Source organism: Endozoicomonas numazuensis (genome assembly GCF_000722635.1).
GTDB classification, from domain to species: Bacteria; Pseudomonadota; Gammaproteobacteria; order Pseudomonadales; family Endozoicomonadaceae; genus Endozoicomonas_A; species Endozoicomonas_A numazuensis.
Genome location: NZ_JOKH01000001.1, coordinates 691,519 through 709,660, shown reverse-complemented (window position 1 = coordinate 709,660; position 18,142 = coordinate 691,519). Strand labels below are relative to the sequence as shown.

Genomic DNA, 18,142 nt, shown 5'->3' with positions numbered 1-18,142 from the left:
CCTTTCAAAATGCTACGTTGTTGCCAGCGTACGCTCACCCTGATCACCTACTACTTGTAGGCTCACAGGGCTTCGCTCACTTGTCGCCTAGTAGCATCTTGAAATCCAATGGGTATAGTCCATAGGGTTCCTTTTCCTTGTGGAAAAGGGTGACCATCATTCTTCAGGTTCTTTTTCGTTCTTGGCCAGCATGGTGCTGCTGTATTTCTCCAACTGAGCCATTGTCTTGTTTGAAAATGCCATAAAGCGAGCCCGTTCTGATTTGGGAATAGGGGAGGCATCAGGCAGTTTGACTGTGACCGGATTTCTATGAACGCCGTTAACCCGGAATTCGTAATGGAGATGGGGCCCGGTAGCCCAACCTGTCTGGCCAACGTAACCAATAGTTTGTCCCTGACGAACCCGGTTGCCCTTCCTGAACTTTTTGTTCACACGGCTCTGATGTGCATAAACAGTGACAATGTTATTGGGATGCTGGATATAGACAACGTTGCCGTAGCCATTCTGCCAGCCAATAAATTTAATTTTACCGTCTCCCGCCGCTTTGATTGGCGTGCCAGTGGGAGCCGCATAATCTGTTCCCCGGTGTGGCCGTTTGGTTTTGAAGACCGGGTGAAGGCGGTTTGGGTTAAACCTTGAGCTGATCCGGGTGAAGTTTACAGGCGTCCGCAGAAAAGCCTTTTTCATGCTTTTGCCATCAGGAGAGTAATAGCTGGTTTCACCCTGGCTATCGGTGTAACGAATTGCGGTATAGGTGTCCCCCTGGTTTACAAAAGTGGCTGCGAGTATGTTGCCATCGCCCAGCTTTTCATTATCCAGATATTTCTCTTCGTATATCAGATTGAAACTGTCGCCACTGCGAATATCCAGGGCAAAGTCGATATCCCAGCCGAATATGCCAGCCAGTTCCATGGTCATCTTTTCACTCAGACCGGCCTTCTGGCTGGCCAGAAAGAGCGAGTTTTTGATTGACGCCTGAGCGAAGGCCGTACGGACTTCTGGTTCAAGGGTGATTTGTTGGCCGGTGTAGCCATCCTCCTGTTTCTCGTAGAGGATACTTTCGAGTTTGTTCTGAATGTAGCGAAGCTGAGTCAGCTCGCCTTCTTTGTTGACCCGGTATTCTAGTGTCTGGCCAGGTCGGATATCGGTCAGGTTTTTACCTAGTTTTGGGGTTTTAGACACTTGGTAGACAACCTTTGCGCTCAACCCCATGTCATCAAACAGAGTTGAAAGGTTGTCGCCAGACTTGATGGTGATGCTTTTCCAGGTGCCCATAGCGGCTTCTTCAGCAGCCAGACGTTCAGCCTCTTCTCTGGCGAGGCGTTGAGCTTCAGTCTCCTTTGGCGTGGCTTCTTCTTTAGATGCCAGCTCTTTCAGGGATTGTTCCGGGGTTTCTGGTTGAAACTCGTCAATTAATAGTTCGGTTTCAGAACGTTTGGCTTCAACCTGTGGGGAAGGTAGCAGGCCTACAACAGTCATAACTGCAGCGGCGACACCTGTTACCAGTAACAGGTGTCTCTTGGGAAAACTCTTGATGCCATTGGGTCGCTTACGCGTGGCACCTTTTGGGGGAAACTTGGTCATTGCACGTTTTTACTATTGAAATACCATTGTCGGTGCGTTTGCCATTTTCATGGTTCGGGTCAAACAGTATTTCTTCTCGCTCATGGCTAGTTGATTAAAAAAATGTGACGAATCTATATAAATTATATATCTAAACGCTACATAATGAATTGATTTATAGCTATAAGCGAATTGTAAATATTTTGTCGGCCAGCGACGAAATATCGACACATTGCTCGGTAGACTTATGATTAATAGCTGAAAGTCCCCATTCTGTTTGTGGATTTTTCTGAAATACTGTAACCAAATCGTGCTCTGCGTTACCTAATGTAAGGAAACCCTTTTTTCCAGCTTTGTTCTGAGGCTGTTTTATTGTACTTTTAGCGGCTAAATTGAGCTCAAGATTGCTTTGGCAGTTTTTAAATCAAGAGACTGGCATTTATTGCCCTGCCAGTCCCGTAGACCTCATAGCAGGATAGGTAAATGTCTGAGAGTCAAAATCCGCTTCTGAAAGATCTGCAGGCCCGCCAGCTTATCGCGCAGACCACTGCCGTGGAAGAGTTGGACGCTCATTTGAGCGAACAGCCACGGGTTCTTTATTGCGGCTTCGATCCGACTGCAGACAGTCTGCACCTGGGGCACCTGGTACCCCTGCTGGTACTGAAGCGTTTCCAGATGGCGGGTCATAAACCCATTGCTCTGGTGGGTGGAGCTACCGGACTGATCGGAGACCCGAGCTTTAAAGCAGCAGAAAGACAACTCAATACACCTGATGTTGTGTCGAGCTGGGTCGACAAGATCAGAGGGCAGGTCAGCCAGTTTATCGATTTTGATTGCGGTGAAAATGCTGCACTGGTCGTCAATAATCTGGATTGGACGGGCGAAATGACCGCCCTGGATTTTTTGCGTAATATTGGTAAGCACTTTTCTGTCAATGCCATGATTAACAAAGAGTCTGTTCAGCAGCGCTTGAATCGTGAAGGCGCTGGTATCTCCTTCACCGAGTTCTCCTATGCTCTTTTGCAGGGAATGGACTTTGCTGAATTGAACCGTCGTTATGACTGCACCCTACAGGTAGGAGGAAGTGACCAGTGGGGTAATATCGTCGGTGGTATCGATCTGTCCCGTCGTCAGAATCAGGCCAGAACTTTTGGTCTGACAGTGCCTCTGATTACCAAGTCTGATGGCACCAAGTTTGGTAAAACAGAGGGCGGTGCTGTCTGGCTGGATACGGCCAGAACTTCTCAGTACGCGTTCTACCAGTTCTGGATGAATACAGCAGATGCAGATGTTTATCGCTTTATGAATTTCTTCACTTTCCTGCCACAGGAAGAGATTGAAGCGATCAGGAAAGAAGACGAGGCTCGTGAAGGACGTCCACAGGCTCAGCAGATATTAGCCAAAGAAGTGACTCGTATGGTGCATGGTGAAGAAGGTCTGCTGGCTGCAGAACGTATCACTGAAGCGCTTTTCTCGGGTGATATTAACAGCCTTTCTGAAAGTGATCTTGAACAGCTCAAGCTGGATGGTCTGCCCAGTGCAACAGTTAAGCGTGGTGAACTCGAAGGTAACCCCATGACTCAGCTGTTTGCAGAAGTGGGTATGGTGAAAAGTGGTAAGCAGGTAAAAGATGCACTGGGGCGCAATGCGGTATTCTTTAACGGTGTCGCTCGTGGTGCCGCAGATAACATGAATTTGCCAGAATGCTTTGCTGAAGAACATGCCATGTATGGTCGCTTCTTCCTGGTTAAGCTGGGCAAGAAAAACCACTTCCTGTTCGAAGTAGTCTGACAGTAGTCAGAGGACTCTGTTGATCTCAGAGTCCTCTTCATTCCTTCTCCATTCAGAAATATTCTTACCTTCCTTGGTCCGAAAAACTTTTTTCTTTCAATTACCCAAAGTCGTTTATCTCAAAGCTTTGTGAGAAATAGCCTACATTTTTTGAAAAAAAATGTCTGTATAGTTGTCCACGCTTGAAATGGAAATCATCACATGGAGTGATCATGGAGACAAGGAAGTTGCTGCCTCCAAGGCAGGAAGTACATCATCATTTCGAATTTACCGGCAAATCGGGTGAGTTCTTCAGAATATGGATCGTCAATACTCTTCTGACAGTGGTTACGCTGGGTATTTATTCAGCCTGGGCAAAAGTCAGAACACGACGCTACTTTTATGGTTCAACCTGGGTGGCAGGTTCATCATTCAATTATCTGGCTGACCCCATCACTATTTTGAAAGGACGTTTGATTGGCATGGGATTGTTGTTGGCTTTTACTCTGGCCAATCATTTCTTTCCTTTGGTAGCTTTTTTGCTCTGGCCCATTATTCTGGTTGTTCTTCCTTTTGTTATTAATAAGTCTTTGTCGTTTAATGCCAGGGTCAGTGCCTGGAGGAATGTCCGGTTCAAGTTCCAGGGCACCTATTGGAAAACCTGTCTGTATTTTATTCTATTGCCTGTTCTGACATTACTGTCACTGGGCTTGGCATTTCCATGGATATTTAAGAAGCAAAAAGAATATTTGGTAAATCATTACAGTTTTGGTGGGGAGAGCTTCAAGGCTTTTTTTGTCGCCAAAGCTTTTTATATGATGTACATAAAAGCCATAGCTTTCTTCTTCCTGTTTTCTGTTGTCGGTGCCATCGCAATATTTCTAACAGGCTTTGCTGTGAGTGATGCCATCTCTAATGGGGTTATCTGGATTTTTGCGTCATCAGCGTACCTGGTTTTATTTGCCGCTATCATGGCAGGTACTGCCAACATCATTTATGGCAATACAGCGATTGAACAGTACCGTTTTGAGAGTCGGCAAAAAGCGAGTGAGCTGGCATTTATTTACCTGACCAATATTCTGGCTATTATCGTGACGCTGGGTCTGGCTATTCCCTGGGCTATGATCAGGTTGGCTCAATATAGAGCGGAGTCGACTACTTTATTGGCAGATGAAGCTCTGGATCATTTCACTGATCAGGCTCAGGAAGAGCAGTCTGCTATTGCAGAAGAAGTGGGCGAAGTTTTTGATCTGGCGGTAGGTGTCTGATGCGAATCAGGGGGCAGTTCTACCCGGTAGGTAGTAGTCGATCTCAGGATAGTTATCTTGAGGTCGAGGATTCAGGTCTGGTTTATCTGCGATGCACAATGTCAGGCAAGAGCACCCCCCAAGGACGCTTTGAAGATTTAGGGATCAGTAGTCGAGTAGGGAATTCAGCCCGATCTCTTCGGTTTATTGACGGAGGGCTGTTTGAATCGACAGAAAATGATCAAATAGATAAAGCGCTTAAGCAGTATCAGAAGAGTGACAGACTTAGTCTGATTCACTCTATTGAGTCCAGATACAGCTATGTCTTTGCTTCGGCTCTGCTGATGGTAGGTTTTATCTGGTTTCTGGTAGCGATTGTTGTCCCTTATTCCGCACAAAAGGTAGCTATGAGCCTGCCTGCACCTCTGGCGATGAGTGTGGGTCAGGGAACGCTTGATGTGCTGGATCAGGTATTTCTGGAGCCCAGTAAACTGGAGAAGACCATTCAGGATCGACTCACTGTAAGCTTTCAGGCTATGGCGGCTCAATCCGATCAAGAGATTCCTTTGAAACTGATTTTCAGAAGCAGCCCTGAAGTAGGGGCCAATGCGTTTGCATTACCGGATGGCACAATTATTCTGACCGATGAACTGGTCAATCTTTCAGAAAACGATGCTCAGCTGGAAGCGGTTCTTACTCATGAGATAGGGCATGTTGTCGGACGTCATAGCCTGAGGAGAGTATTACAACAAACCGGATTGTCCGTTTTGTTGATTGTGGTGACGGGGGATATTACGTCTGTCGCCAACCTGGCTGCTGCTTTGCCTGCACTGTTGATGGAGAGTAGTTACTCGAGAGATATGGAAAGCGAAGCCGATCAGTTTGCCCTTTCATTTATGAAAACCCATGGGCCTGAGCCCTATCATTTTGCAGAGATTATGCGCTTGTTGAAATCAGAGCATGCAGGTGAAAGTTCTGACCTGTCCATGTTTTTATCGACCCATCCTGACAGTGATGAACGTATCAACCCCTTTATTGCCGAACACTGAATATACCCACCGTCTTTCAAGTGACTACGTTGTTGTTTGCGATTTATAGGCCCGTGGGGCACACAGCTCTCAACGCTTGAGAAATACTTCTTCTCATGACTTTCCTGCACGTTGCTTTGCATCAAAGCAGCGGTTTCTTTAAGTGTTTGCCGACCTATAACCGATTTCATTGATCTGAACTTCATGTACTCCCAGTGCTATACCGACTTGATGGTGAAGTACAAAGGGGATTGGCTACAGCCTTTTTATGCCACTATGGGGATGGCCTGCCTGTTTATCATTTTTTGGCTTGGGCTCCAGTCTGGATATACTCTATGGGCTGCCGGGAATTTTTAGCTTTGGGATTGCTGGCAATGTCTACATTGCTGTATTTACCTTTCCTGAATATTTACGCTAAATCCCTGATTGCTCAGGAGCAGACAGATAAAATGGCAAACGCGGTCGCTGCCTGATCCACTCTATTGATAGAGGCAGGGACAGCCTCTATCAAATGCTATAACCATTCTTGAACGCGTAATCTCGCGCTCCCTGAATAATGCCATAAACAATCAAAATAGTTATAAATACAGCAGCTGTTATACCGATGGTTTTCAGATCTTTATAGGGATCTTCTTCTCCAGGTGCTGGCGTTGTGGGTTCAGTATTCATCTCGTTGTCCACTTCACCACTACCAGAACCGGAGCCACTGTAGACAGTGCTTAGAGATCGTTCTACTTGTTTCTTTTCAATATAGGGAATTAAGCAGGTTCTATATCCGTCTAAAAAAGTCTGATAACAAAGCTTGTTGTTTTCGAAGGACCAGGGCGACGAATCATTTTGATTTTGGTGGTTACGGATAAAAAAACGATAGAGACTCTTTCTGGATTTGTAGGGGTAAGTATATGAATACGATTCAATGATGCCTTGGTCATCCAGCGTCAAACATCGGTCAAATTTAGCCGGGCTGATGCCCAGTTGTTTTTTATCCACACTGCAGAGATAGGCGAAGATTGTTTCTTGCTCTGGAATTTGGCTATTGCCAAAGAAAGACAAGGGTAACGAATCAATCAATAAAGAAAGGTTTTCAAGTTCATTGTCAGGGATATAGTTTGCAAAAGACCATGGAGTACAACAAAGGTACCAAAAAAAGAGCAGGGCAATGCGCATATTTAATCCTGTTATTGGTTTTGGTTCTCAGAACAAATAACAGGATAGGTATTTTTTATTCTTTTAGTTGTAAATCTTCTTTGAATTTCAGACATTGATAAGAAAAACACTTCATGTCCTCTGGCCATTCATGAGACTGAAATCCAGCTTTGCGTTTAAGGTGAAGAAGAAATTCATTGGGATCAGTCAACTGCTCCCAAACTTGAGGAAGAAAAGTAGCCTTATGATCGTCGCCCTGTATGAGCAGGCCATCGATGCCCGGGCGTATTTGTTGCAGAAGGTCTTCTTCACTTTTAATAGGCAAGGGGGTCATAGGGGGCAGAATGGATATCTCAATGTTCAGATCGTTCAGTTCACTTTCAGTCACTGGAAAGAAGCGCTGATCTTTGAAAGCACTGGCAAAAGCATTGCAGGCAATATCTTCTATCAGTGGTTTCTCAGGTGTCAGGGAGCCAATGCAGCCTCTTAATTCGCCAAATTTTTGAAGGGTAACAAAAGTGGCAAGATGCATTTGAAGCTTTGTTGGAAATTGAGCAGAGTCCAGTTCAGGTACTGTCCCTTCAATGCAGGCTGTTGCAATGGTACTTCTGGCCAGGTGCAGCAGGCACTGTTTATCCTGTTCAGAGAGATTCAGATCCATCCAGTTTGATCCTTTCTGGTCATGAAAAATCGGTGGGTGAATAAATGCCCTCTGGCATCAGATATTGGCTCCATTTATTGCTACTGGATAACATAAGCGCCATATCCTACGACTCTGGTTTTATCGCCGGCCGTATCACCAGAATTTCTGACGTCCAGGGTGACCACTTCCATTCCTCTGCGCTGGGCTACTTTCAACATGCCATTTAATGGGTAGCAACCGCAGGCTTGACCTCCAGTCAGAGCGCAGCTCATTTGCTCTATGGCTTTTGTCGTCTGGCTGTCGCGGTGTTTGGCTTCTTCATAAGTAAGGTAATGGCTCAGGTCTGAACTGATGACAATCAGGGTTTCTTCTCCTCCCCAGAGAAAATCAATAATTTCTGCAACTGAATATGGAGAGGCATCGCCCACAACAAGTGGAATCAACTTAAAGTTGTCCAAGGCATTCTGGAGAAATGGACATTGTACTTCCAGGCTGTGTTCTCTGGCATGAGCTGCATCAAGGGTTTGAATCTGACTGAACCGCTCCAGACTTTTGATCGCATCGATATCTAATGGAATATCACCTATGGGCGTTGAGTATGCTTCGCAGTCTGGCAAGGCAATACCTTCAAAGGCGAGCTGATGGGAAGGCCCCAGCAACACCACTCTTCTAATTTGGCGTCGAAAAGGTTCTAGCTGCTTGTAGCCTGATGCAGCAATGGCTCCGGAGTATATGTATCCGGCATGAGGTACGATCAGGACTTTAGGCGACAGTTCTCTCTCGGTGGCTTCAGACATCAGGTTAGTGACAACAGTTTGCAGTAGCTCTTGCTGGTCGGGATAGAAAGCACCAGACACAGCGGGTTGTCGAATATTCATTGAACCTTTCCCCCCGGATGAGCAGCTCTATAATTATAGTCAGCGAACCGAGTGAGGCACTGCGATGATGAATGGAATCTGTCAGTCTCCGCCAGATTTCTTTCCAACAGAATATTGGCACCGACTGGATGACGGTAGAATTCAGTGTGATGTTTGTCCCAGAGCCTGCAAATTGAGGGAAGGTCAGCAGGGGCTTTGTTTTGTCAGAGCCCGACATCAGGATCAGATTGTTCTGACCAGTTATGGTCGTTCCAGTGGTTTTTGTATTGATCCTGTTGAAAAGAAGCCACTGAATCATTTTTTGCCAGGTACTCCGGTATTATCATTTGGAACAGCCGGTTGTAACCTCGGCTGTAAGTTTTGCCAGAACTGGGATATGAGTAAGTCCCGGGAAATGGACACACTGGCTGATCAGGCTATGCCTGAGCAGTTAGCCTTGGCCGCTTTGGAAACAGGCTGTAGGAGCATGGCGTTTACTTATAATGACCCGGTTATTTTTCTGGAATATGCCCGAGATGTGGCTATGGCAGGTCATGAGCAGGGTATTCGATCCGTTGCTGTCAGTGCTGGCTATATTTGCGAAGAACCCAGAGACGCCTTCTTTCAGTTTATCGATGCGGCCAATATTGATCTTAAAGCGTTTACTGAATCTTTTTATAAAAAGATATGCGGTGGTGCTTTGCAGCCTGTGCTGGAGACTCTGAAATATCTGAAGGATGAGACAAAGGTTTGGTTTGAAATAACAACTCTGCTGATTCCTGGTGAGAACGATTCTGATAATGAGCTGAACGCTATGATTGAATGGATAGTCGAGCATCTGGGCGTTGATGTACCCCTTCATTTCACTGCCTTTCATCCAGACTGGAAAATGATGAGTCATTCTCATACGCCTGCTGATACTTTGACCAGAGCAAGAAATATTGCGATCAGTAAAGGTATTCGTTATGTCTATACCGGCAATGTACACGACAGTCAGGGGGGGAGCACCTGGTGTCATTATTGTGGACAGCTGTTGATTGAACGTGATTGGTATCAATTGGGCATCTGGAACCTGACATCGGGTCGCTGTAATCAATGTGGAGAGTCGGTTGCGGGCATGTTTGACGAACAGCCCGGAGTTTGGGGAAGCAAAAGAATTCCAGTCAGAATGCAAATACGACAATGAAATGATAGTGGATCGTTTTATTGGAAAGCTGGATAACCTGCTGCGATGGACTACTTTCTGATCTAGAGGGATTTATTAATAACATTGCTACATGAAAGTCGGGAGTAGTTGTGAACGCCAGGTCCAATCTTTCTCATACTATCAGGCTGGTTGCACTAGGCAGTATTACCGGAGGATGGTTCATTCCCGTCCTGGCTGAGCCCGTAGAGGGCTGGCAAGGGTTATCAGGTTTACGGAAAGCTTATTACTTTGTAAGATTTTTTGCATGAAAGTGAAACGAGCCTATAAAGAACGACTCTATCCAACGCCTGAGCAGGAACAGCTACTTGTCCAGTCGTTCGGCTGCGCTCGGACAGCTTTTCATTGCCAAGAGCAAAGAATCGCTGAATATCCGCTGGAGCCGGAAGCTTCCTTCCGAACCATCCAGCGTCGCCCTCAGCAAAGATGGTGCAGGCCGATATTTTGTTTCCATGCTCTGCGAGTTTGAAGCTAAACCCATGCCCACCAATAACAAGACAGTGGGCATTGATTTAGGTTTAAACGATCTGTTCATCACTTCAGACGGTGAAAAGTCCGGTAATTAAAGGTATATATAGCAAGCGCTACGAGAAAAAACTGGCCCACCTTCAGCGTAAGATGGCAAATCTATCGCTGATGCCAACTGGGGAGAGTTTGTCCGACAGCTGCAGTACAAGGCTGAGTGGTCGGGCCTTACGGTTGCTGAAATTGACCGATCCTTGCCCAGTCCAAAACGCTGTTCCGGTTGCGGATTTGTCCATGAAACTATGCCGTTGTCCGTCAGTGAGTGGGGTTGCTCAGAGTGCAACACCCATCATGACCGGGACATCAATGCGGCCATGAATATCAAAACCGCCGGACTGGCGGGGTTGGCCTGTGGAGCGACTGGAATGGGGGTGGCGGCTTAGCCACGCCCTTTAGAGGGTGTCGCAAAACCTACTACAAGCCGGTAATCTGTATATTCAAGTAGCTTTACCGGCTTCAGCATGACGACAAGAACTCAAATAAAAATTAATACTGCTCCACAGCTCGATATTTTTTCAGGTACAGCCAGTAGTTCTGATCACAAAAAACAGGATGAATCCAAAAGATCAGCCAACAAAACAGGCAAACGACGTTTTGTTGCTCCTGACCCCAACGCAATCACTCTTGGCAACACTAACCTGAAAGAGCACCTTGAACTAACCGGTCAAAAAACACCTTTTACCGTTGCATCCCTTCTTGATGAACAGGACTGGTCTGATTTTGAGCAAAGGTATGCATTAGAAGGACGTCCTCCTTATTCACCCCGTAATATGATGGGTTTGATTCTCTATGGCATTATGCAAGGCATTACCTCGTTGAGAACTCTGGAACGATTAGCCCGTGTCGATCTTGGCTGTATGTGGGTTACCGGAGGGATTTTTCCAGACCATGCCATTATTGGTCGCTTCATCAATATGCACAGCGAGTCCATGACCGGTGCTTTCTTTGAAAGCCTGACACGAGCCGTTCTCAAAAAAACAGACTCCGATGGAAGTTGTCTGGCTGGTGATGGGACCGTTATAGAAGCCGCTTGCTCAAATTACAACCTGATGAAGCAGGAAGCTGCGCAACAGGTGCATGAAGCAGCACAAACGCAAGCTGACAACCATCCAGATTGCCCTGAAAGCCAAAAGAATCTGGAGATGGCCAGCAGTGCTCTCGAAGCAGTCGTTGAACGCAACGCGAAGCGAAAGAAGAACGGTAAGTCAGAAAGTGCTGTCGTAAGCCCTACAGAGCCTGAAGCTGTTGTCCAAAAGATGAAACGGGGGCGAGGGTACACAACGAGTTACAAGCCATCCGTATTAGCTAATAACAAGCGGGTGGTACTGGCTCAGGCTGTAGACCCTACCAATGAAACTACTGTCGTAAATCCAATGCTTGATCAGTCAATGCAGATCACGGGTAAACCAGTCGATGAAATGCTATTGGATGCTGGTTATTTTAATGATGAAGTCATTGCAACCAGTCTGGAGCACGATATCAGCCTGCTATGCCCTGAGGGTAAAGAACCAGGCAAACCCAAAGAATCCAAAAAGTTCCAGAAGGGACATTTTTATTACGATGAAACCAATGACGTTTATCGTTGCCCTGCAGGAAAAGAGTTGACTCCCATTGGTAAGATAAAAGGGAGCGCTCGCACAAAGGAGCAGAAGATATATGGCAATGGGCCTTGCGAAGGCTGCCTTCTCAAAGATAAATGCACGAGCAATAAGAAGGGGCGGCGCATAAAGCGCTATGCAATGGATGATGCTAAAGATGCACTGAGGCAGGTTATGCAGCATCCGAAAGCCAAAAAGTCTTTCAGCAAAAGGAAGGCGATGGTTGAACCTGTGTTTGCCTATTTACGGGATGTACAGGGATTAAACCGCTTCCGTCGCAAGGGGCTGGAAAAGGTTAAACTGGAATTTGGTTTGCACTTGCTGGCTTACAACCTGAGTAGGGCTGTAAAGGCCAATATTTACGCTATTTTATGGTACAACTGGCTTCTCTGGGCGTTGTTTGAGAAGTGTCACCCATTTATAGAAAAAATGGACAGCTGGGAAAGAGTCCCAATGAAGTGTCATTCTACACCGAGCAAAGCGCCTCACTGGGTTTGAATTTTGGCTTTTAAGACACCCTCTTTAAGGCGGCGAGTTCCGGATTACACACTATTAACATTCCATCAGTAGGAGGGCGTGTATAGTGACGGATGCAAGTGACTGGATTGAAGCGCTGGCGCTTCAGCCTCACTCGGAAGGAGGCTTTTTTCGGGAAACGTATCGTTCTGATGAAATGATTTCCCAAGGCAGTCTATCTGACCGGTTTTCAGGAGAGCGCAGCTTTTCGACGGCGATTTATTATTTGCTCGAAGGGAACGATTTTTCTGCATTTCATCGAATTGAGCAGGATGAAGTCTGGCATTTTTACGACGGTGCCTCGCTGACTATCCACGTTATTACTCCGAATGGAGATTATTCGGCCACAACGCTGGGAATAAATATCCAGGAAGGTGAGGCACCCCAGTTTGTAGTACCAGCCAGATGTTTTTTTGCGGTAGAGGTTAATGACCCGTCCTCATTTGTCCTTTCTGGTTGTACGGTTGCACCAGGCTTTGATTTTGCTGATTTTGAAATGCCTTCAGCTGAGCAGCTGTTGGGCCGTTTTCCACAACATGCTGTTCTGATTGAGCGATTGACAAGGTAAAGGCTATGAAAAAATGTATAGTTCTGCTTATCAGTCATGCTCTGGCACTGGCCATTGGCTTTGCTGGCGGTATTTATGCATTACCCATTCTTACTGCGCCCCTCGCTCCGGAAACGGCTGTGATTGAGACAAAAGCGAAAAAAGCGAAGTTTTCAGGTGAGTTCCGCAGAAATCTGAAAGACAGTGACAGCCTTCACTGGGGAGAAGGGAAAGTATTTGTGGGAAAGGATGCTATTTCTTTGATGGGTGAGTTGGCTCCGGGACCCGATTATAAGCTGTATCTGTCTCCTGAGTTTATTGATAACGAACAGGATTTTGAACGCTTAAAGCCAAAAATGGTTCAGGTTGGTGATGTTAAAACATTCAAGAATTTTATTGTTCCGGTCCCTTCTAATATCAATATAAAGTCATACAACACCGTGATTATATGGTGTGAGTCTTTTGGGCAGTTCATCACTGCCGCAAGGTATCGTTAAGGTGTGAAGTCGGACTTTTCTCAGTCCGACTGAATGCACTTATCTGACATTAATTAAACGCTTTATCCCAGTCGTCAGCAAAAAGATAACCCAGTGCATAGGCCTCTTTTTTATCTGTATTAACGGCAAGAAAGATGAACGAGTTGTATGTAGACCGATCATGTATGTCCATGACTACCAGATCATTGTTCTGGGCTTCGCCCAGTTTGTCGATGCAGGTACTGTGTGTCACCAAAATCAGGTTTTCCCCTTCTTTCTTATATTTAAAAATATCATCGTAGAGGTTGATTTTGCAGCCTTCGCGAAGCCAGTTTTGAGTGATAGAGGTCTCTTTGCCAAACATCAGGTCGGCTGTCTGGTCTGTACGCTTGACTGGACTGTTATAGATGGTGGTAGCCTGTTCTGGCAGGTACTGCTTAAATTTCTGTCCTACCTTAATAGCTTCTGCCCCGCCTGGAACCGTTATGCCTGTTTCCCCCTCCAGACATTGGTTGTCTGAACGATCGCAACGTTCCGCATGTCTGACCAGAGCAACGACATTGCCTTGATCCCAGTGAGTTTCCAGGTCAAACAATCTTTTCTTATTTTTGACCAGGCTGACCGTGGGCTCTGGTTGAGCAATGTACCATGCTGCAGAAGCAGTCACTGCTAAGCCTGCCAGAGTAAACATCAGTGTGGCCAGGCTTCCTATACCGGTTAGATTGGAGTCGATACTGGTTTCCAGAATCTTTGGCAGGCTGGTTGTCAGGCTTTGAAAAATCAGGCCACCGAAACTGGCGGCAACGGTGATACCTGTGAAGAGTCGGATCATGCTGTTTTTGTTCAGTTTCTCAGTTTTTAACGCATGTTTTCGAATCGGATGGGCAGCAGACTTAAGTGTTGTCCAGTGGTAAAACAGCCCCATAGCTATTGAGCAGAGCCCTGGAGTAATAAACGCCCATTGCCAGCCAAAATTGTCTGTAAGAAAAGCGGTAACAGCAGCAGCCGAAGCTAATCCCAGGTTACCGGCCAGTCCATTGATAGCCAGAGCCCTACCTGGCTTGTGGCTGGTGGCAAATACCAGGGCAGTAGTACCTACAGGATGGTAAATAGATGCAAACAACCCTATAGCTCCAACACCTAATGCCAGTTGAGTGGGGTCACTTGCCAGAGCGCTGAGAAGGGCTGCTGCCCCCATACCAAAGAAAAATAACTTCATCATGCCTTCACGGCTCCAGCGATCACCCAGCCAGCCAGCAGGTAATGAGCCAAGACCAAGAGCCAGGACACCTGGGAGGCTGACCGAGAATAGCGTCCGAGCATAAAATTCAGTAGAACGAGTCAGCTTTTTCACTGAACTTGTGCGAATAGTTGACCTATTTAAGCAAATTCAGTGGAAAAGATGGCCGTTCTTTCTGGATTTTAGGCCGGGCTGTCTATTCTCGGTCAGCCTCCTGGGCTGCCATATTTCAGTAAATCACTGTAGGGGATGTTCCAATCATTTTGCAGGGATAGAATGACCGTTGGAAAAATAAGTACAAAGAAGTGATCCAGAGCATGGCCAAGGTTCAGGCTGAGTGTGGAACTCTGGCTTCTGTTCTTAGGATCTCGGGATGACAGGTGAGTATTGGGGGGGAGTCTAGCAAGTAGAAAATTGTCGTATAGAATGATTCTGGACAGCAAGTTGCTCAATTTGGACAATCAGTGAATGATCGTGAAATTAAAGAACGCAGAAAAAAGCTTGAGGCCATCCCCAGGTCTGTAATCACGTCTGCTTCAGATTACCCTGATGGCTACAGTACAGGTTTACATGACCACCCCTTTGCTCAACTGGTGCATACGACGGAAGGAGTCATGGAAGTTGAGGCCGAAGGGCAGCTTTGGATGATTCCACCGGGTCGGGCACTCTGGGTACCCAGTCGCATTCCACATAGTGTCACTATGCATGGTCAGGCAAGGATGAGAACACTGTATGTTCGAACAGGGCGGTTTCAGTACTTACCTCTGTGGGTTCAAATTCTGAACGTTTCTCCTTTAATGAAAGAGATGCTTATGGAGCCATCAGACGACCCAGGCTTTATGAACCAGAGACTGATGATGAACGATTTTTTGAGGTGATGGTCGAACAGATTCCCCGTTTGGAGTCAGAGTCTTTCTCATTACCGGTTTCTGAACATCCTGTTTTGAGTCAGGTGTTGAGCCAATTATCGGATCAGCCGGAGTCTGAGTTAAGTCTCGAAGAGTGGGCAGAAAAAATTAATGTCAGTGGTCGTACACTCAGTCGAATGTTCAAGTCAGAAACGGGCATGACATTTATTCTGTATCGACAACATGTACGATTGTGCAGTGCTTTAAAATATCTGGCTCAAGGGCGGTCGGTGGTCAATGTGGCAATGGATATGGTTTTTTCCAGTCAGAGTGCTTTTATCCGACTGTTCAGGCAGGCATTTGGTAAAACACTGGGGAATATTTTATATAAAAAGGGCAGGGGATTATCCCCTGCCCACTGAAAACCTCAGCTGCTTTCCTTGGAGAGTTCAGAAATTTCTTTCAGACGCTGCAGAACTTTGTAGTTGATCGAGCCTTTGGTGTACTGACCTTTACTGTTCAGAGAGCCAGGCTTGCAGCCACTCAGTAGTTCCATTGCCTCATCTGCGTGGCTGACGGCATAGACACTAAATTTTCCGGCTTTGACAGCATCGACTATCTTCTGATGGAGCATCAGGTTTCGGAGATTGGTGACAGGAATGATAACGCCATGTTCTCCTGTCAGACCTCTGGCGTTACATAGATCAAAGAATCCTTCTATTTTTTCGTTCACCCCTCCAATGGCCTGAACTTCACCGTGTTGGTTCATGGAACCGGTGACAGCAAAGCCTTGCTTGATTGGGGTATTGGTTAATGCAGATACCAGACAGCAAAGCTCTGCCAGCGTCGCACTGTCGCCATCGATGTAACCATAGGACTGCTCCATGGTCAGACTGGCAGAAATTGCCAGAGGGAACTTCTGGGCATACTTGCTGCCCAGGTAACCTGTCAGGATCATGACCCCTTTGGAGTGAATGGCCTGACCTAATGCCACTTCACGTTCAATGTCGACGATACCCTGCGACCCCGGGTAAACAGCAGCGGTAATTCTGGCAGCAGAGCCAAAGCTGGTATCACCAATAGACATAACAGTGAGACCATTGATATTTCCGATCTTTTCTCCTTCGGTATCGATCAGAATACTGCCTTCGATCATCTCATCCAGAATTTGCTGACTGACACGGCCTGTTCGCTCAGATTTTGCGGCCAGAGCCCGGTCAATATGTTCGTTATTGATCTTGCGGCCACGACTCATACGACGGATGAAGTCTGCTTCTGCCAACAGGTCGAACAGGTCGCCGATTTTGGCAGACATTTCACCCTGGTGTTCAGCCATTCTGGAGCTGTGTTCTACCAGCCGGGCAACAGCGTTAGCGGTCAAGGCCGGATAGTTCTCATCATCTGCACGATTTTTTAACAGCTGGGCAAACGCATGCACTGACTCTTTGTCTCGGGTAATTCTGTCATCAAAGTCGACCAGTACCCTGAACATTTCGTGGAAGTCCGGATCTAGCTGTTGCAGCAGATAATAAATATCTCTGGAACCAACAAGAATAATCTTGACGTTCAGTGGAATAGATTCGGGGTTCAGAGTGATAGTATTGAGCAAGCCCATCTCAGAGTATGGAGACTCAATGGTCAGTTCTTTTTCTTTCAGGGCTCGTTTAAGCGCTTCCCAGACAAAGGGCTCTTCCAGCAGTTTGTTGGCATCCAGCAGCAGATAGCCACCATTAGCTTTATGGAGTGAACCGGGGCAAATTTGTCGATAATTGGTTACCAGAGCCCCCATCTCACTGGCGTACTCAATACGTCCAAAGAGATTTTTATAATTGGGGTGGGATTCATATACGACAGGAGCCGCGCCACTTGCGGAATGCCCAATGAGCATGTTGGGAGCATAAAGTTCAACGAGAGATTGCCGCTTGGTGGAATCGTCTTTGGATTCCATGTTGCGGTCATCAGCAAGAATATCAATCACAGTACGATGCAGATGATTCTTGACTGCCTCCAGATAATCTAGCACGGCCTTATGATTGCTGTACTCTTTCTTCAGAGGTTTGAGCAGAGGCTCCATGGCCTGATCAATGGTTTCCTGATTCAGTTTTTGCAGTTTCTCGTTGGAATCTCGCTTCCATTGAGGAAGCTCAACCAGAGAGTCGTTCAACATGGATTCCAGCTCGCTGATGTCCTTGTTGAATTTAGAGCGTCTTTTGTCTGGCAGTTGTGCAAATTCTGTTTCGTCCATAGCTTTACCCTCATGCATGGGAGTAAAGCTCAGAGAACCTGCTTCACGGAAAAGGGCAATGTCCCGTTTCAGTGCTTCTTGTTCAATCAGGTCGATAGCGTGGTCATAGCTGCGGTTAAAGTCACGTTCAATAACGCTTTTCTTTTGTTGATAAGTCGGGTTTTCAAAGGCTGCTGGAAAGGTCAGCAGGAGACTATCAATAAATTGATCAAAATCCTTTTGCAGAGGCTCACCCGTGCCAGCGGGCAGAGTCAGAACCTTTGGCTCACGAGGATTGTCAAAATTATTGATGTAAATCCAGTCGTCCGGTGGAGTTTGACGCTTGGCTTCAGATTGCAGATATTTTCTCAAATAGGACATCCTGCCTGTGCCGGATTCTCCCATCACATAAATGTTATAGCCCGTTCGATGCATGGCTACACCAAACTGGATAGCGCTGGTAGCTCGTTCCTGGCCAAGGATGCCTACATAGTTTTCAAGATCATCGGTGGACTTGAACCCAAGCTCTTTGACCGGCTGTTTCGCAATGAGTTGACTGGTTGAAAGTTTAAGCTTTTTCACTAAGGCCTGCCGTTAACTAACGAGTTCTCTGGGTTGTATATTCGTTACAGGACGCTCAAATAATAATACAGAACGTCTCTGCTTTTATGTGTTGTTAACCTGCCAGGAAAATAAATGGTTAGCCGGCA

General features: G+C 46.4%; 17 protein-coding genes and 1 pseudogene. 12 read left to right on the top strand and 6 right to left on the bottom strand.

What is annotated here, in order from left to right; translation table 11 throughout:
* Positions 1–156 precede the first annotated feature (156 nt).
* The gene (locus GZ78_RS03145) at positions 157–1,584 is read right to left on the bottom strand and encodes an OapA family protein (protein ID WP_051785767.1); all 1,428 of its coding nucleotides are present in this window, start codon (positions 1,582–1,584) and stop codon (positions 157–159) included.
* 462 nt (positions 1,585–2,046) lie between these two features.
* Between GZ78_RS03145 and tyrS the strand changes: the two genes are divergently transcribed.
* The 3 genes from tyrS (at position 2,047) to GZ78_RS03130 (ending at position 5,629) form a co-directional block, all read left to right on the top strand.
* Entirely contained in the window at positions 2,047–3,354 is a 1,308-nt protein-coding gene (gene tyrS / locus GZ78_RS03140) for a tyrosine--tRNA ligase (RefSeq protein ID WP_034832702.1), read from the top strand.
* Between the two features lie 212 nt (positions 3,355–3,566).
* Positions 3,567–4,601, top strand: coding sequence for a YjgN family protein (locus tag GZ78_RS03135; RefSeq protein WP_034832700.1), 1,035 nt, complete (start codon positions 3,567–3,569; stop codon positions 4,599–4,601).
* Complete coding sequence (locus tag GZ78_RS03130) at positions 4,601–5,629, top strand: M48 family metallopeptidase (RefSeq protein WP_051785766.1); 1,029 nt, start codon at positions 4,601–4,603, stop codon at positions 5,627–5,629. Before GZ78_RS03135 ends, GZ78_RS03130 begins: the two co-directional genes overlap by 1 nt.
* Positions 5,630–6,115: 486 nt before the next feature.
* On the opposite strand, the gene GZ78_RS03125 is transcribed toward GZ78_RS03130, so the two are convergent.
* The 3 genes from GZ78_RS03125 to amrB form a co-directional block, all read right to left on the bottom strand.
* Complete coding sequence (locus GZ78_RS03125; protein WP_034832698.1) at positions 6,116–6,775, bottom strand: hypothetical protein; 660 nt, start codon at positions 6,773–6,775, stop codon at positions 6,116–6,118.
* Between the two features lie 55 nt (positions 6,776–6,830).
* A complete protein-coding gene (gene amrA, locus GZ78_RS03120; RefSeq protein WP_034832696.1) occupies positions 6,831–7,415 on the bottom strand; it encodes an AmmeMemoRadiSam system protein A in 585 nt (194 codons plus the stop codon).
* An 80-nt stretch (positions 7,416–7,495) separates the two neighbouring features.
* Entirely contained in the window at positions 7,496–8,275 is a 780-nt protein-coding gene (amrB, locus tag GZ78_RS03115; RefSeq protein ID WP_034832694.1) for an AmmeMemoRadiSam system protein B, read from the bottom strand.
* Between the two features lie 64 nt (positions 8,276–8,339).
* On the opposite strand from amrB, the gene amrS reads away from it, so the two are divergent.
* The 7 genes and pseudogenes from amrS (at position 8,340) to GZ78_RS03090 (ending at position 13,141) form a co-directional block, all read left to right on the top strand.
* Positions 8,340–9,440, top strand: coding sequence for an AmmeMemoRadiSam system radical SAM enzyme (gene amrS / locus GZ78_RS03110; RefSeq protein WP_034832692.1), 1,101 nt, complete (start codon positions 8,340–8,342; stop codon positions 9,438–9,440).
* Between the two features lie 265 nt (positions 9,441–9,705).
* A pseudogene (locus tag GZ78_RS30880) lies at positions 9,706–9,756 on the top strand (helix-turn-helix domain-containing protein); the annotation flags it as partial.
* A 10-nt stretch (positions 9,757–9,766) separates the two neighbouring features.
* Positions 9,767–10,024, top strand: a complete 258-nt coding sequence (locus GZ78_RS30170) for a transposase (RefSeq protein WP_051785765.1) — start codon at positions 9,767–9,769, stop codon at positions 10,022–10,024.
* A gap of 63 nt (positions 10,025–10,087) precedes the next feature.
* Positions 10,088–10,366 carry an RNA-guided endonuclease InsQ/TnpB family protein gene (locus GZ78_RS29930; RefSeq protein WP_201772674.1) on the top strand — a complete coding sequence of 93 codons (279 nt, stop codon included), beginning with the start codon at positions 10,088–10,090 and terminating at the stop codon, positions 10,364–10,366.
* 78 nt (positions 10,367–10,444) lie between these two features.
* Positions 10,445–12,079, top strand: coding sequence for an IS1182 family transposase (locus GZ78_RS03100; protein ID WP_051785764.1), 1,635 nt, complete (start codon positions 10,445–10,447; stop codon positions 12,077–12,079).
* A gap of 85 nt (positions 12,080–12,164) precedes the next feature.
* Positions 12,165–12,665 (top strand): cupin domain-containing protein, encoded by a 501-nt coding sequence (locus GZ78_RS03095; protein ID WP_034832691.1) that lies wholly within the window; start codon positions 12,165–12,167, stop codon positions 12,663–12,665.
* A gap of 5 nt (positions 12,666–12,670) precedes the next feature.
* Positions 12,671–13,141: a DM13 domain-containing protein gene (locus tag GZ78_RS03090; protein WP_034832689.1), complete on the top strand. Its 471-nt coding sequence runs from the start codon at positions 12,671–12,673 to the stop codon at positions 13,139–13,141.
* A 49-nt stretch (positions 13,142–13,190) separates the two neighbouring features.
* Here GZ78_RS03090 and GZ78_RS30765 read toward each other — a convergent pair whose 3' ends face one another.
* Entirely contained in the window at positions 13,191–14,474 is a 1,284-nt protein-coding gene (locus GZ78_RS30765) for an MFS transporter (RefSeq protein ID WP_051785763.1), read from the bottom strand.
* 350 nt (positions 14,475–14,824) lie between these two features.
* Between GZ78_RS30765 and GZ78_RS30875 the strand changes: the two genes are divergently transcribed.
* Both GZ78_RS30875 and GZ78_RS27105 read left to right on the top strand, forming a co-directional pair.
* Entirely contained in the window at positions 14,825–15,238 is a 414-nt protein-coding gene (locus tag GZ78_RS30875) for an AraC family ligand binding domain-containing protein (RefSeq protein WP_051785762.1), read from the top strand.
* Positions 15,127–15,630, top strand: a complete 504-nt coding sequence (locus GZ78_RS27105) for a helix-turn-helix transcriptional regulator (RefSeq protein ID WP_236631467.1) — start codon at positions 15,127–15,129, stop codon at positions 15,628–15,630. The genes GZ78_RS30875 and GZ78_RS27105 overlap by 112 nt, the downstream gene beginning before the upstream one ends.
* A gap of 5 nt (positions 15,631–15,635) precedes the next feature.
* Here GZ78_RS27105 and GZ78_RS03075 read toward each other — a convergent pair whose 3' ends face one another.
* On the bottom strand, positions 15,636–18,014 hold the full coding sequence (locus GZ78_RS03075; RefSeq protein ID WP_034832688.1) for a Lon protease family protein: 2,379 nt from the start codon (positions 18,012–18,014) through the stop codon (positions 15,636–15,638).
* Between the last annotated feature and the right edge of the window lie 128 nt (positions 18,015–18,142).